This window comes from Aliamphritea hakodatensis (assembly GCF_024347195.1).
In the GTDB taxonomy this organism is placed as follows: domain Bacteria; phylum Pseudomonadota; class Gammaproteobacteria; order Pseudomonadales; family Balneatricaceae; genus Amphritea; species Amphritea hakodatensis.
Genome location: NZ_AP025281.1, coordinates 2130720 through 2145810 on the forward strand (window position 1 = coordinate 2130720; position 15091 = coordinate 2145810).

Sequence of the window (15091 nt, forward strand, 5' to 3'; positions counted from 1 at the left end):
CCATTCATTCCAACGAAATGTGTTAAAAAATTGTTACTGAATGTACCGGTGTTATCCGGGTACTGTGACAGCGGGCGCGGTGGTCTTTAGGGATAACCGGGTCACTCTGGCCAGCGCAGATTTTTCAGAATTCAAACAGGGGACGCTAACTGTGCCTTCAGCATAGACAGAAATCCTGACACCCTTGCGGAGCGTGTTGTTACCGGCGTGCTGAGCAGTGCCACTATGTTGGCTGCAGGCAGGCTGTAGTCGGGCAGAAGACGCACCAGCTCGCCGCTTTCCAGTTGGGGTTGTACATCCCATTCAGAGCGCATGATGATGCCCAGACCGGACCGGGCCCAGTCTTTAATTACCCTGCCTTCGTTGCAGGCCAGGGCTGGCGTGATCCTGACGACATCCTCTTTGCCGGTATGTTGGTGTGTGAATTGCCACACGGTGACGTCTTCATTATTTTCTCTCAGGGCAATGCACTGGTGTTTCAGCAGGTCCCGGGGTGTTTCGGGGCAGCCCATTTCTTCAATGTATTGTGGTGATGCACACAGAAAGCGTTGATTTTTGCGCAGGGTGATCATTTTCAGTGAAGAATCATTTAATGCGCCGATGTAAATGATGATGTCCCATTTGTGATGACTGGCCCAGTTGGGGGTGTCGGACAGTTCAAGCTCTATATCCAGTTGCGGGTGCTGTCGCTTGTAGGCTTCGAGTAGCGGGGCGATATGGTCATTTCCAAAGCCTAACGGTGCCAGAACCCGCAATTTGCCACGGACCTGTTGCTTGCGCTCATCGAGCTGATCCTGAAGTTCATCCAGTTCCTGCAGTATTGAAATTCCCTTATCCAGTAACATCTGGCCTTCTTCCGTCAGACTGACGGTCCGCGAAGGTCGCTGAATCAGGGTAACCGACAGTTTTTTCTCAATATGCTGAATCCGCTGTGTGACAGACGGGGGGGTAATATTTAAGGCTCTGGCCGCATCAGCCAGCGTTCTGTGGCTGGCGATGTTCATGATGAAGCGCAGGTCTTCAGTTGTAATCATTAGGTTCTGTATTAATGAGTTTGTTAGTGATAGTTAATGTACAGCTAAATATGTTTTTTAGATACTGATGAGCACTTATTCATCTGCTTTGCCGGAATGTGATTATGCTGAACATCAGATATTTTAATAAATCCCAGTCAGATACTTATCAGGCTCTTGATACACCTTGCCTTTGTGTGGATAAACAAACATTTCTGAAGAACCTGATGCATTTACGCACCAGAACCGAAGCTTTGGGGGCCAGCTTAAGGCCGCACTTTAAAACCGTCAGGGCAGCGGAGGCCTTAAAATACCTGCTGCCTGATAGCTCGTCTCCGATAACGGTTTCAACGCTTAAAGAAGCTGAAGCGTTAATCAGTGAGGGGTATACGAATGTTATTTATGCTGTTGGTATTTCTGCAGCAAAACTGAAAAGAATAAAGAACTTACAGCACAAAGGGCAGACCATACGGGTATTGGCAGATACGCCTGAACAGGCAAATCAGGTGAATCTGTTCTGCGAAGAACACCGTTGTTCAGTTCCGGTATTGTTGGAGATCGATTGCGATGGTCACCGTGGAGGTATTCGTCCTGACGACCCGTTGCTTATAGACATTGCGCAGCTACTGCATACAGGTGCTGCTGATTTTAAGGGGGTCTTAACCCATGCGGGTGAGTCTTATCACTGCTTAAATCCTGATGCTTTGCGCGAAGCTGCCGCCAACGAAGTCAAAGTTGCGCTGGACGCTGCTGCGAGGCTCAGGGCAGCGAATATTCCATGTGAAATCGTCAGTGTCGGTTCTACTCCCACCGCTCATCATTATGAAAATCTGGACGGCATTACTGAAGTCAGAGCAGGTGTGTACAGTTTCTTTGATCTGGTCATGAAAGGCATTGGTATTTGCGAGCTTAATCAGATCGCAGCCACGGTTGCGACCACCGTCATTGGCCATAATCACGAAAAAGGCTGGTTGTTTGTCGATGCCGGCTGGATGGCGTTATCCGGTGACAGGGGCACGGCTCAGCAGCCACACGATTGCGGTTATGGTCTGGTAGCAGATGAAACCGGCCAGTTACTGGAAGGTCTCCAGGTAAGCTCGGTCAATCAGGAACATGGCATTCTTACAATGGTAAATGACCGGCAACTGAAACCGGATGATTTCCCGATCGGCTCGCGGCTGCATATTTTGCCGAATCATGCGTGCGCAACGGCTGCAATGCATAGCAAGTATCACGTTTTTGATACGCAGGCTGAAACTTACGAAGTATGGAACCGGATTCAGGGGTGGTGAGATGATGTATTTAAGTGAAGCGCAAACATCAAAACTGATTTCACATGAGTTGGCGTATGAGGCGGTGAAAGATGCTTTTGTTGCCGCCATCGGTGATCAGGCAACACTGTTTCCGGTGGTGAATGCATCCGGCCCGCAGGTGGGCTCGGTGTTTTCCCTGAAGTCCGCCTCCACGCCCTCACTGGTGGGCTGGAAAACAGGCTCGTACTGGCCTGAAAATCAGGCTAAAAATATGCCCTGCCATGGGACAACAATTTTTTTACTCAGACCTGCAACGGGAGCCTTGGTGGCCGCCGTGGCTGCAACAAAAGTGAATGCTTATCGTACGGCCGCGGCCGATGCCGTCGCGGTTGATTATCTGGCCCGCCCTGATGCATCAGTATTAACAGTCTTTGGTACCGGACATCAGGCTGAATATGAAGTGCTGGCGATTGCAAAAGTCCGGAATATCAGCCGTGTAATCGTCGTTGGAAGAAGCGAACATAAAACGCAGGCATTTACTGCAAAGCTGATAAAGCAGGGGCTTAAGGCTGAAGCCGGCAATGCCCAAAGCGGCTGTGAGCAGGCCGATATTATCGTGACGGCAACGACTGCGACAGAGCCGTTATTTCAGGCCGGTTGGGTACAGCCGGGTACGCATATCTCGGCAATGGGCGCGGATAAAGTGGGTAAGCAGGAGCTGCCAGCAGAGCTGTATAAGACCGCTAAGCTGTTTTGTGACTATAAGCCGCAATCTGAAGTGATCGGGGAGTTCCAGCACGCGGGTAATGCTCAGATTACAGATATCGGGAAGGTCATTAGCGGGAAGGCTTCAGGCCGGGAAACCGATACTGCTATTACTGTTTTCGACAGTTCAGGCATTGCAATTCAGGACTTGTTCGTCGCTGAGAAGTTACTGGAAAAAGCAGACGTTTAAAGGATTCATGCCTGTGTGGTGCAGGCACGGCAGCCGGGAACGTTAAATGCATGCAGAAATGCTGCCGGGCAGTCAACCTGTATCTGTCCTGCCCGGGTTCGCAGAATCAGAAGATCAGGCTCTGTACATGGATGACTGCCTGTATTTTCCCACTCTGTTTTCTTTAACCGGTTGCGGCCCGTGTCATCATCGGGCACTAAAATTCAGTTTTGAACTGTATGCTTATCCCGTATGCATCGTGGCTGACACCCAAGCCGTCGATGAAGGTATCAATTCCCAGAATGTCACCGTTGCTGAACAGGTAATCTGCGCCGAGTTCAGCCCGGCCCCGCAGGTTTTCAAACTCGCTGAATGTTTTGTTGTTGGATGAGTAGATCCCGGAAATGCCGCCTCTGAATGTAATCAGGCCGTTTTGTAACAGCACCGGTGTTTCGAAATTTAAGCCGGTTCTCAGTTGGGTCAGCGCGATGCTCTGTGACGGAATGGTGTTGTTCAGGCTGTCAGAATAGCGCCGTTGGCTGTCTTCTGTATATGTCAGGTCAAGTATGGGCATCAGGGTGGTGGCCCGGTACTCATATTCTCCGGTGAGTCGAAGCTGGGCCAGCCAGCGCCGTGTTTTAAAGCTGTCGGTGTAGGTGTTCAGGGGGGATATTTTGTTATCGGTTTCCCCGTAGAGGAGCCTGCCTTCTGTAAACAGCGGCTGTTCAGGGTGGCGTACCACAAAATAAGGCCCGGCCAGCCAACCCTGACCGGACGCGTTATTCGCATCGTCTTTCGTATCATCAAGCTGGAACATACCGCCGATCAGCAGGTTATCGCTGATAAAGGTATGGGCTCCGAATGCGCCCAGTACATATGAATTGTCATCGGTCCATGAGCCGGTGATATCAACCCAGATATTATTGCCGGACAGGCAGCCATTAAATTCCCCTGAAGACTGGTTGGCGCGGGCATTCACATCCGTACAGTCTTTGCCCTGTAAAAAACGGGTCAGGCCAGGCTGGTTGACGGCCAGATTATTGGCCCGGGATAACATGAATTCTGCAATCCTGCGCTGCGTCAGTTCAACAATGGTGCTGCGAACGACCAGTGTATTTGAGGCGTTGTTGCCCCTGCCTGCTGTATCCTGAGCGGCACCGGCAGGCACTGTAATGTGCACATCGCCGCTGCCTGAAGGCATGATTGTGAGCGTATAAAAGGATGTACCGACGCTGATTGCGCTGACTGTGCCATTGATAACGGAAATATCATTGTTCAGGTCATCAAAGCCTGTTACGTCTTCAGAAAATGTGGTGGTGACGGTAAACGGCAGCAGGTCAGAAAACGTCTCAGGCCCGCCGGAAAGCACAACGCCCGGGCTGGTTAAATCTACCCGTTGCGTGATTGCAGGTGATGTGTTTCCGGCGGCATCGGTGACAACCGTTTCGACCGTACCGGAAGGCTGGTTCGGGGCGGAGGTTACCGAGTATGAGCCATCCGGCGCAACGGTTGCGGTTCCGGTGCTGCCGTCGGGGAAGGTTACTGTAACCGTTGAACCGGGCTCGGCGGTACCACTGGCGGTGATGGCTCCGTCCAGGTCAACGGCGGGTGTGTTCGCGATGGGGGCTTCCGGCGCAATGTTGTCGGCATACGCCTGCGTGGTGGGAGTGGATGAATTGCCGGCAGGATCGGTGGCAAGGGTTTCAATGTTGCCGGACGGCTGATTCGGGGCAGAGGTTACTGAGTAGGTACCATCCGGGGCGGTGGTGGCGGTGCCGGTGCTGCCGTCCGGGAAGGTTACCGTGATTGTTGAGCCGGGCTCGGCGGTACCACTGGCGGTAATTTCTCCGGTTGGGCTGACGCTTGGCGCGTTTACGACAGGCGCGGCCGGTGCGGTGCTGTCAGAATACGCCTGCATGGTCGGGGCGGATGCATTCCCCGCCGGGTCAGTGGTAAGGGTTTCAATGTTGCCGGACGGCTGATTCGGGGCAGAGGTTACTGAGTAGGTGCCGTCTGGTGCAGCGGTGGCGGTTCCGGTGCTGCCATCGGGGAAAGTTACTGTAACCGTTGAACCGGGCTCGGCGGTACCGCTGGCATTGATTTCTCCGGTTGGGCTGATGCCTGGCGCGTTGGTTGAAGGTGCAGCCGGTGCGGTGCTGTCGGTGTATGTTTGCGTTGCAGGGGCAGACCGGTTACCCGCCGGGTCGGCGGCAATGGTTTCAATGTCACCGGAAGGCTGATTCGGGGCGGAAGTAACTGAGTAGGTACCGTCCGAGGCGGCGGTGGCGGTGCCGGTGCTGCCATCCGGGAAGGTTACCGTGACGGTTGAGCCGGGCTCGGCGGTACCACTGGCGGTGATAGCCCCGTCGGGGCTGATGCTCGGCGCGCTGGTAACGGGAGCGGCCGGGGCGGTGCTGTCAGTGTACGGCTGCGTGGTCGGAGGGGATGCATTACCCGCCGGATCAGTGGCGACGGTTTCAATATTGCCGGAAGGTTGATTTGGGGCAGAGGTTACTGAGTATGAGCCATCCGGCGCAGCGGTGGAGGTTCCGGTGCTGCCGTCGGGGAAGGTTACCGTGACGGTTGAGCCGGGTTCGGCGGTACCGCTGGCGGTGATGGCTCCGGTTGTGCTGATGCCTGGCGCGTTGGTTGAAGGTGCCGCCGGTGCGGTGCTGTCGGTGTATGTTTGCGTTGCAGGGGCAGACCGGTTACCCGCCGGGTCAGTGGCAAGGGTTTCAATGTTGCCGGACGGCTGATTCGGGGCGGAGGTTACTGAGTATGAGCCATCCGGTGCAGTGGTGGCGGTGCCGGTGCTGCCATCCGGGAAGGTCACTGTGACCGTTGAACCGGGCTCGGCGGTACCACTGGCGGTGATAGCCCCGTCGGGGCTGATGCTCGGCGCGCTGGTAACGGGAGCGGCCGGGGCGGTGCTGTCAGTGTACGGCTGCGTGGTCGGGGCGGATGCATTCCCCGCCGGGTCAGTGGCAAGGGTTTCAATATTACCGGAAGGCTGGTTCGGGGCGGAAGTAACTGAGTAGGTACCGTCCGGTGCAGCAGTTGTGGTGCCGGTGCTGCCGTCCGGGAAGGTTACCGTGATTGTTGAGTCGGGCTCGGCGGTACCACTGGCGGTAATTTCTCCGGTTGGGCTGATGCTTGGCGCGTTCGTTGAAGGCGCAGCCGGTGCAGTGCTGTCGGAATACGCCTGCGTGGTCGGAGCAGATGCATTACCCGCCGGATCAGTGGCAAGGGTTTGAATGTTGCCGGATGGTTGATTCGGGGCGGAAGTAACTGAGTAAGTACCGTCCGAGGCGGCGGTGGCGGTTCCGGTGCTGCCATCCGGGAAGGTTACCGTGACGGTTGAACCGGGTTCGGCGGTACCGCTGGCGGTGATAGCCCCGTCGGGGCTGATGCTCGGCGCGCTGGTAACGGGAGCGGCCGGGGCGGTGCTGTCAGTGTACGGCTGCGTGGTCGGAGGGGATGCATTACCCGCCGGATCGGCGGCAAGGGTTTCAATGTTGCCGGACGGCTGATTCGGGGCAGAGGTTACTGAGTAGGAACCATCCGGGGCGGCGGTGGCGGTTCCGGTGCTGCCATCCGGGAAGGTCACTGTGACCGTTGAACCGGGTTCGGCGGTACCGCTGGCGGTAATCTCCCCGGTTGGACTGATGCTTGGCGCGTTCGTTGAAGGCGCAGCCGGTGCGGTGCTGTCAGAATATGCCTGTATGGTCGGGGCGGATGCATTCCCCGCCGGATCAGTGGCAAGGGTTTCAATGTTGCCGGACGGCTGATTCGGGGCGGAGGTTACTGAGTAGGTGCCATCCGGCGCAGCGGTGGCGGTGGCGGTGCTGCCATCCGGGAAGGTTATAGTGACCGTTGAGCCGGGTTCGGCGGTACCGCTGGCGGTGATTTCTCCGGTTGGGCTGATGCTCGGTGCGTTGACGACGGGAGCCGCCGGTGCGGTGCTGTCGGTGTATGTTTGCGTTGCAGGGGCAGACCGGTTACCCGCCGGATCGGCAGCAATTGTTTCAATGTCACCGGACGGCTGATTCGGGGCGGAAGTTACTGAATAGGTGCCATCCGGTGCGGCGGTGGCGGTGCCGGTGCTGCCATCCGGGAAGGTTACCGTGACCGTTGAACCGGGCTCGGCGGTACCACTGGCGGTGATAGCCCCGTCGGGGCTGATGCTCGGCGCGCTGGTAACGGGAGCGGCCGGGGCGGTGCTGTCGGTATAGGCTTGTCTGGTTGAAGGGGATTGATTACCTGACGGGTCACTGGCAAAGGTTTCGACATTACCGGATGGTTGATTCGGCGCTGAAGTTACTGAATATGAGCCGTCCGGGGCGGCGGTTGTCGTCCCGGTGCTGCCGTCGGGGAAGCTGACGGTGATGGTTGATCCGGGCTCGGCGGTGCCACTGGCGATAATCTCTCCGTCGGGGCTAACGCTCAATGCGGTAATGATAGGTGTTGCCGGTGGGATATAGATTACGCTGACGACCTGGCTTGCTCTGTTGGGCGCAACTGCAGTGTCAGACACCAGATTGATGGCAGAAGATCCTAAAAAACTGATTGTTGGGTATCCTGCAAAACGAACATTACTCAGTGCGTAGCAGCAGCCTGTAGAGGATGATGCAACGGTATGACTGTTACCGTTAGTATCGAAATAGGTATCCGGGTTAGCTGCAGCGGCAAAGGTTGAAACATTTTCGTACTTAGCTTCGGTAATTCGTGCGCTTAAGTTGCCGATGCTGTGGGCGCTGGCGGCAGGAATGCTAACCGCGATATCGCCGCTGCCATTTGGGATAACAGTCGCCGTATAAGTGTTACCTCCTCCTGTCAGGTCAGTGACGCTGCCGTTGGAAACGCTGATATCCCCGGCGTCAAACCCTGTGACTGTCTTGCTGAAAGTAACAGTAACGGTAAACCCCGACAGTGACGCAGAAACGGGAGCCCCGGTGATTACTGCGTTAACCGGTTCTCCGTCAAGCTGCACCCTGAGCCCCTTTGCGAATCCCCCGTCAGATGGGGTTGTGACCCAAAAGCTAGCGCCGTTAGAGAAGCCAGTTGGAATCCCTGTGGAAACTGTTGGGGAAGATGATATATCCGGACCGGTAAATGTAGATGTGACATCTGTTCCGGCCAGCCCAGCAGCATCCGCGTTAGCATGCGCCGACGTTAAAACTGCCAGTGTGGTTACCAGCACTGGACAGATGATCAACGCTTTTTTAAGAGATGCATGGCCCGATACGGCGGCAGGTATACGCATAGTCGAAGTTCCGTTTCTTTTACTGACTGGTTGACCGACAGCATCCGGTGTTCACCTGCGTGTAGCGGGAACCTCCGGTACCGGTCCGAGCAATTTCCTTTTGCTGTTAACCGGTCTGCCAGTGAGCAGGGGAGGCATTCATTGCCAGCCTCTGCTCCGGGAGTCCAAAGTATTTCTATAGTATTTGAATCAGTGTTGCAGGTCTTTTTACATCTGTTTACGCGCTGAAAAAAGTTGTTTTCAGTACGGCTGTCTGAATGTGTTGACCGCTAACTTTGTTTTTCTGTGCGCTAATTTAGTCACAGGGTTCCTGTATGGAATCTGTATGAATACAGAAGAATAGGGCAGAGATGTTGCTTGCCGGACGCGGGGCGCCGCAGTTTCGCCCCGGATATTGTGGTACCGGTCAGAGCGGTTTAAATGCCGGCCCCTCTGTGAGTTCATCACCCTGATAGGCGCCGATTTTTAATTTACGGTTTTTGGCCGGTTTTACGGAGGAGGTATCCACCCAGGAGAGGCTGAATATGTCATCCAGTGGCCGGCCTTCAACCTGCTGGGATTTCTTCAGTTTCAGATCGCCTTTGTGAGGATTTTTGAACCGGAATGCGGGGTTATGTATGCCGTTCTCTTCCTGGCCATGATCACAGAGTTGGCCGAAACAGACGGTTGAAAGGTCAAAGTCAAAGCACAGTTTGTCAGGCCATTTTCCGTCTTCCGGAAATTTTTTCGTCAGGGTATCCCGCGTAACACACAGGCAGGGTTGGTCGCTATAAGTGCCGGGATCACAAAACTGATAGGCATTGTTGTAGTGATAAATGTGGTTGATGTTGCTTTTCTTAATGACAAAGGAGCGGGTGTACCAGCTGTTGTTGAAGATGTAGCTGTCTTTCGTAGTCGAGGCTTTTTTACCAAACTTAAAAATCTTGCCACCACGGCCGGTCTGGTAAGGGCGGCCGGGCTGATCATCAAACCAGCCGGTATTGCCATAAATCAGCCAGTGCCCGCCGCTGACATTATCAAATGAGAAGGGAGCATGGTTGTTAAAGAAACGGTTGTGGTACATGTGCCAGTTCAGGGCGTGGCCTTCCGGTTCGATGGCGTTATCCCGTATGTAGCTGAACCGGTTGCTGTACACCTGAACATTGCGGTTAAAGGCGGAAACATCATCACTGTCGATGGCCATGCGCAGGCCGTTAAAGGCATATTCGATTTCGTTATTACTGAAGACGAGGCCGGTGGTGAAATTCAGGCTGCCAAAAAAGCCGCCGTTCATATAGGCGTACTGGGTATGATGGGTGTACAGCCAGTCGATGTCCTGCCAGATGGCTTCGGTGGGGTCCTGCTTCCAGTAATTATCGTTAATGATGAAATCACGGCAGCCGGGGCCGGCGAAGACTGGGTAGCGGCCGTCTTCCACATGGAGCTTTTCAATACGGATATGGCGGCTGTTTTCAGCGATCAGAAAGCTGGGCCAGCAGCCCTGTACACTCAGGTTACGGACCGTTACCCCTTCGGTATCTTTAATTTTAAAGAAGGCAAAGTCCTGCATGTCCGGCAGATCCGGGTAGATTTTACCCGGGCGGTTATTGCCGCAGAGTATGGTTTTGTTGTCCATGCCACTGATAATCAGGGGTGTGGCCTTGCGGGTATGGTCTTTGCTGATGATGACCGGGCGGTAGTATTTTCCCGGTAACAGCTGAATACGGGTACCTTTGCCGGCAAAGCGGATGGCTTCTTCAAGGGTGTAGGTCTGGCAGGGAAGCTGGTCGGCGCGGTTGAGTGGCCGGGCCGGAAATTCATCCGGATTCCCCGTGGCAATGAATGCTTTGGGTAAAACCCGGGTATCCCCTTCCGGGGTGCAGAAAATCAGCCAGGGGACTTCTCTTTCACCGTCACAGAACAGCATGCCACGGTGAACCATCGGGGCGATTTCTTCCAGTGTGTCGCAACTGTTTTCTGACATCCTTTTCTCCCGTGCCTGATAAACATAAATTCATGCAACCTTAGCGCAGTAAAATGTAATGGTTCAAGCAAATATCCCATGTTTATGTCGTGGCGGAGAAGGGGCTATGATTGCTCCGGCACCATGCACAGTGTAAAGTCTGCCCATCTGAGAAACGTATCAATCTGCCTGTACTTCTCCCCCATATTGCATTCACCGACGCCGGAAAGACTATCCCATGGAAATCAAAGTTAATTTTTTAGAAAACCTCAGACTTGAAGCAAAGTTTGATGATTTCACTGTGACTGCAGACCAGCCGATTCGCTATAAAGGCGACGGTTCTGCGCCGAGTCCGTTTGATTACTTTCTGGCATCTTCGGCGTTGTGCGCGGCGTATTTTGTAAAGGTGTACTGCAAGGCGCGGGATATCCCGACGGAAGATATCCGCCTGTCGCAAAACAACATTGTTGATCCGGAAAACCGTTACAACCAGATCTTCCAGATTCAGGTTGAATTACCGGATGATATTTCCGAGAAAGACCGCGCCGGGATTCTGCGTTCTATCGACCGCTGTACGGTGAAGAAGGTGGTGCAGACGGAACCTGAGTTTAAGATTGAGACCGTTGAAAACCTTGATGAAGATGCATCCATCATGGCCATGGGGATCGATGAGAACCATGAAACCCGGATCCTGGGTAAAGATCTACCGCTGGAAAAAACCATCGAGAACATGACCGGCATGCTGGAATCTCTGGGCATGAAGATCGAGATATCATCCTGGCGGAATATCGTGCCGAATGTGTGGTCGCTGCATATCCGGGATGCGGCATCACCCATGTGTTTTACCAACGGTAAAGGGGCTTCAAAAGAGAGTGCCCTCTGTTCGGCGCTGGGTGAGTTCATTGAGCGGGCAAGCTGCAACTTCTTCTATAACGATCAGTATTTCGGTGAAGAGATCGCCAACAGTGAGTTTGTGCATTACCCGAATGAAAAGTGGTTTGAACTGACCGAAGACGATGCCATTCCTGATGGCCTGATGGATGACTACTGTCTGGAAATTTATAACCCGGACGGTGAACTGCACGGCTCTAACCTGATTGATACCAACTCCGGTAACTTTGAGCGGGGCATCTGTGCTTTACCTTATGTGCGTCAGTCCGATGAAGAGACGGTGTACATTCCCTCGAACCTGCTGGAAAACCTGTTCCTGAGTAACGGTATGAGTGCCGGTAACAACATTCACGAAGCCAAGGTGCAGTGTTTATCCGAGATCTTTGAGCGGGCGGTGAAACGTCAGATCATTGAAGATGAAATTGTCCTGCCGGATGTGCCTGAGGACGTGTTGGCGAAGTACCCGGGTATCCAGGCCGGCATTGCCGGGCTGGAAGAACAGGGCTTCCCGGTGCTGGTGAAGGATGCTTCGCTGGGCGGTCAGTTCCCGGTGATGTGTGTCACCCTGATGAACCCGCGCACCGGCGGTGTGTTTGCGTCCTTCGGTGCCCATCCGAGTTTTGAAGTGGCACTGGAGCGCAGCCTGACCGAACTTCTGCAGGGCCGCAGTTTTGAAGGCCTGAATGATGTGCCTGCGCCAACCTTCAGCAGTGAAGCGGTGTCTGAGCCGAATAACTTTGTCGAGCACTTCATTGATTCTACCGGTGTGGTGTCCTGGCGCTTCTTCAGTGCGGCCAATGAGTACGAGTTCTGCGAGTGGGACTTCTCCGGTTCCAATGAAGAAGAATCCGCCGGCCTGATGGCGATTCTGGAAGACATGGGCAAGGAAGTGTACGTGGCCACCTTTGATGACTTTGGCGCGTCGGCCTGCCGGATCATCGTACCGGGCTATTCCGAAGTATATCCCGTGGAAGATCTGGTGTGGGATAACACCAACAAGGCGATTCACTTCCGGGAAGAGATTCTTAACATCCATAAGCTGGATGAAGAACAGCTGGCTGATCTGGTGGCACGTCTGGAAGAGAGTGAAGAAGATAATTACACCGAGATTAAAACCTTTATCGGTATCGAGTTTGATGAGAATACCGTGTGGGGGCAACTGACGATTCTGGAACTGAAGATTCTGATCTATCTGGCCCTGCAACAGCATGAAGAGGCCCGTGAGCTGGTGGAGAACTTCTTGCAGTACAACGACAACACCGTTGAGCGGGGGCTGTTCTATCAGGCGATGAATGCGGTACTGGAGATCGTGCTGAATGATGATCTGGAACTTGAAGATTATCTGTACAACCTGCGCCGGATGTTCGGTGAAGAGGTCATGAATAACGTGGTAGGCTCAATCACCGGTGAAGTAACCTTCTTCGGTTTAACCCCGACCAGCATGAAGCTGGAAGGCCTGGATCGTCACCTGCGTCTGATTGAAAGCTATCAGAAACTCCATGCTGCACGGGCTGCCAGAGCCGCAGGCTGATTGGGAGAAAACTGAAAACACCGGCCCCTTGTGGCCGGTTTTTTTGTGCAATGGGAAGCGTTAATTGTGTTTCGCTGGCTGGTAGTTTTTATACTGATTCAGCAGGGTCTGGTAAAAGGTTGCCACATGGTCGGACGGCGCGGTGTCGGTGATAGCGACGCCAATGCTGCGGTGAATACCGATTTCTCTGAGCGGGATAAATGCGACCGGGTAGGGCGTACGGCGGTTTGTAATGACAGACACGCCAAGATTGGCCGCGACCAGCGACAGTACAAACTCGTCACTGTCTGACTGCATAACCCTGTGGGGGCTGATCTGCTGTTCGGTGAAGACCCGGTTCACATCCTGCCAGAAACTGCAGTTGATCCGTTCGATAAACAACTCGTCACTGAGCACCTTCAGATCAACTGACTTTTCCTGTGCCAGCCGGTGATTACGGGGGACTACAAGGCAGAGTTCTTCTGCGAACAGTGGTGTAAAATTACGGGCTTCGGTGCTGCTGTTAACGATGATCAGATCCACTGTTTGCTGTTGCAGCATATCTTTCAGTTCCTGACTGTCAGCAACAACCAGTTCTATGAGGATATGTGGATGGCTGGTGCGGTGCGCACGGATAATGCCCGCCACATGGTCCATGTGAATATTTGCCAGCACGCCAATGACGATCTTGTGCGGTTCCTCTTTGAGCCGGGATTTAATACTGTGCAACTGATTAAATGCCTGACGGGCCGGTTCCAGAAACTGCTTTCCGGCGGCGGTGAGTGTAGCCGCACGGCTGCCACGGTTAAACAGCGTGACATCCAGTGATTCTTCCAGTTTGCGGATACCGGCTGACAGTGTCGGCTGGCTGACATGGACATTGTGAGCCGCCGCAAGGAAGGTGCCGCTGTCGACGACCGCCAGAAAGTATTTGATCTGTTGTAAATCCATATAGATATCTTCTATATAATCCAGAGAAAAAATCAGTTATTTCTATATTTTAAATCTTATTAATATGATTTCTCAACTTACATGAGGAATTTCATATGCACACAAATAAGACGGTTATCATCACCGGCGCCTCTTCCGGTATGGGCAAAGCAATCGCGCAGGCATTGGTGGAGGCCGGTGCCAATGTGGTGGTCAATGCCCGCAGTCAGGCAAAGCTGGATGCCTTCGTGGCCGGTAATCAGGTCTATGCAGATCAGATCAGAACAGTGGTTGGTGATATCTCACAGCCCTTAACAGGTAAAGCCCTGCAGGAGACCGCGCTGGACGCGTTCGGTGCTATCGATGTGCTGATTAATAATGCCGGGACCTTTGTTCCCAAACCATTTCTGGATGTCACAGAAGATGAGCTCGACGGTTATTACGGTACCACTGTTAAAGGCAGCTTTATGACGGCTCAGGCGGTGATTCCGGCGATGCAGAATCAGGGGGGCGGCAGCATTATCAATATCGGTTCTATGTGGGTTGAGAACCCGATTGAAGTCACCCCGGCTGCAGCCTCACAGGTGGCTAAAGGTGCCATGCATACCCTGACGCGCCATCTGGCGATTGAGTTTGCTAAAGATAATATCCGGGTGAATACCATTGCGCCGGCGGTGATTGATACACCTTTATACGATCAGTTGATGGATAAGGAAAAGCTTCAGCAGCTGGCCGGGTTACATCCGTTGCGTAAGCTTGGTCAGTTGGAAGACATTATCGCCTGGGTGCTGCACCTGATAGGTACCGGTGGCAACTTTGTGACCGGCCAGACGCTGTTTGTTGATGGCGGGATTACCGCAGGTTCCCACGCATGAATATCCGGCAGTTAACTGAACAGGCCGGCTACCGCTTGCCTGTTGCACCGCAACCGGTGGGCAATTACCGGGCGGTTATTGAGGTGGGAAAACTGGTGTATGTCTCCGGGCAGATGCCGTTGCTGGACGGCGAGCTGATGTTCCGGGGCGCTCTGGGAACGGAACTGAGTGTTCAGCAGGGCCAGCAGGCAGCTCAGTTGTCTGCACTGAATCTGCTCAGTCAGCTGGATCAGGCACTGAAAGGCCGCAGCATCCGTTCGCTGGTTAAGGTTGAGGGTTACATTTGTGCCAGCGAAACCTTTACGGAACATGCAGCAGTACTCAATGGAGCATCGGATTTGCTGTTTCAGGTGCTGGGCGAACATGCCAGGCATATCCGTACGGTGATCGGCTGCAGCAGTTTACCGCTGGGCGCTGCGACCGAAGTATCGTTAATTGCTGAACTGGATTGATGTCAGTCTTCTTCGGGGCTGTGCTGCA

At 53.8% G+C, this 15091-nt stretch carries 9 protein-coding genes; 5 read left to right on the plus strand and 4 right to left on the minus strand.

Translation table 11 applies throughout. From position 1 onward, the window contains the following. Positions 1-131: 131 nt before the first annotated feature. A complete protein-coding gene (locus PCI15_RS09760; RefSeq protein WP_271274139.1) occupies positions 132-1034 on the minus strand; it encodes a LysR substrate-binding domain-containing protein in 903 nt (300 codons plus the stop codon). A gap of 104 nt (positions 1035-1138) precedes the next feature. On the opposite strand from PCI15_RS09760, the gene PCI15_RS09765 reads away from it, so the two are divergent. Both PCI15_RS09765 and PCI15_RS09770 read left to right on the plus strand, forming a co-directional pair. Next, a complete protein-coding gene (locus tag PCI15_RS09765; RefSeq protein ID WP_271274140.1) occupies positions 1139-2305 on the plus strand; it encodes a DSD1 family PLP-dependent enzyme in 1167 nt (388 codons plus the stop codon). Between the two features lies 1 nt (position 2306). Then, positions 2307-3221, plus strand: a complete 915-nt coding sequence (locus PCI15_RS09770) for an ornithine cyclodeaminase family protein (protein ID WP_271274141.1) — start codon at positions 2307-2309, stop codon at positions 3219-3221. A gap of 196 nt (positions 3222-3417) precedes the next feature. Here PCI15_RS09770 and PCI15_RS09775 read toward each other — a convergent pair whose 3' ends face one another. Next, the gene (locus PCI15_RS09775) at positions 3418-8190 is read right to left on the minus strand and encodes an Ig-like domain-containing protein (protein ID WP_271274142.1); all 4773 of its coding nucleotides are present in this window, start codon (positions 8188-8190) and stop codon (positions 3418-3420) included. A 679-nt stretch (positions 8191-8869) separates the two neighbouring features. Next, positions 8870-10426 (minus strand): right-handed parallel beta-helix repeat-containing protein, encoded by a 1557-nt coding sequence (locus PCI15_RS09780; protein ID WP_271274143.1) that lies wholly within the window; start codon positions 10424-10426, stop codon positions 8870-8872. A 217-nt stretch (positions 10427-10643) separates the two neighbouring features. Here PCI15_RS09780 and PCI15_RS09785 point away from each other — a divergent pair, with 217 nt between their 5' ends. Further along, entirely contained in the window at positions 10644-12827 is a 2184-nt protein-coding gene (locus PCI15_RS09785) for an OsmC domain/YcaO domain-containing protein (RefSeq protein ID WP_271274144.1), read from the plus strand. A gap of 60 nt (positions 12828-12887) precedes the next feature. Here the strand turns inward: PCI15_RS09785 and PCI15_RS09790 are convergent, their stop codons facing one another. Beyond that, positions 12888-13757 carry a LysR family transcriptional regulator gene (locus PCI15_RS09790; protein WP_271274145.1) on the minus strand — a complete coding sequence of 290 codons (870 nt, stop codon included), beginning with the start codon at positions 13755-13757 and terminating at the stop codon, positions 12888-12890. A 95-nt stretch (positions 13758-13852) separates the two neighbouring features. Here PCI15_RS09790 and PCI15_RS09795 point away from each other — a divergent pair, with 95 nt between their 5' ends. Together PCI15_RS09795 and PCI15_RS09800 are read left to right on the plus strand one after the other, a co-directional pair. Further along, on the plus strand, positions 13853-14611 hold the full coding sequence (locus PCI15_RS09795) for an SDR family NAD(P)-dependent oxidoreductase (RefSeq protein ID WP_271274146.1): 759 nt from the start codon (positions 13853-13855) through the stop codon (positions 14609-14611). Further along, positions 14608-15063 (plus strand): RidA family protein, encoded by a 456-nt coding sequence (locus PCI15_RS09800; RefSeq protein WP_271274147.1) that lies wholly within the window; start codon positions 14608-14610, stop codon positions 15061-15063. The genes PCI15_RS09795 and PCI15_RS09800 overlap by 4 nt, the downstream gene beginning before the upstream one ends. Positions 15064-15091 lie beyond the last annotated feature (28 nt).

Excerpts from the sequence above, each read along its gene's own strand:
- PCI15_RS09795 (WP_271274146.1), top strand. The coding sequence starts at position 13,853 with ATGCACACAAATAAGACGGTTATCATCACCGGCGCCTCTTCCGGTATG.
- PCI15_RS09800 (WP_271274147.1), top strand. The coding sequence starts at position 14,608 with ATGAATATCCGGCAGTTAACTGAACAGGCCGGCTACCGCTTGCCTGTT.
- PCI15_RS09765 (WP_271274140.1), top strand. The coding sequence starts at position 1,139 with ATGCTGAACATCAGATATTTTAATAAATCCCAGTCAGATACTTATCAG.
- PCI15_RS09760 (WP_271274139.1), bottom strand. The coding sequence starts at position 1,034 with ATGATTACAACTGAAGACCTGCGCTTCATCATGAACATCGCCAGCCAC.
- PCI15_RS09785 (WP_271274144.1), top strand. The coding sequence starts at position 10,644 with ATGGAAATCAAAGTTAATTTTTTAGAAAACCTCAGACTTGAAGCAAAG.
- PCI15_RS09770 (WP_271274141.1), top strand. The coding sequence starts at position 2,307 with ATGATGTATTTAAGTGAAGCGCAAACATCAAAACTGATTTCACATGAG.
- PCI15_RS09780 (WP_271274143.1), bottom strand. The coding sequence starts at position 10,426 with ATGTCAGAAAACAGTTGCGACACACTGGAAGAAATCGCCCCGATGGTT.
- PCI15_RS09790 (WP_271274145.1), bottom strand. The coding sequence starts at position 13,757 with ATGGATTTACAACAGATCAAATACTTTCTGGCGGTCGTCGACAGCGGC.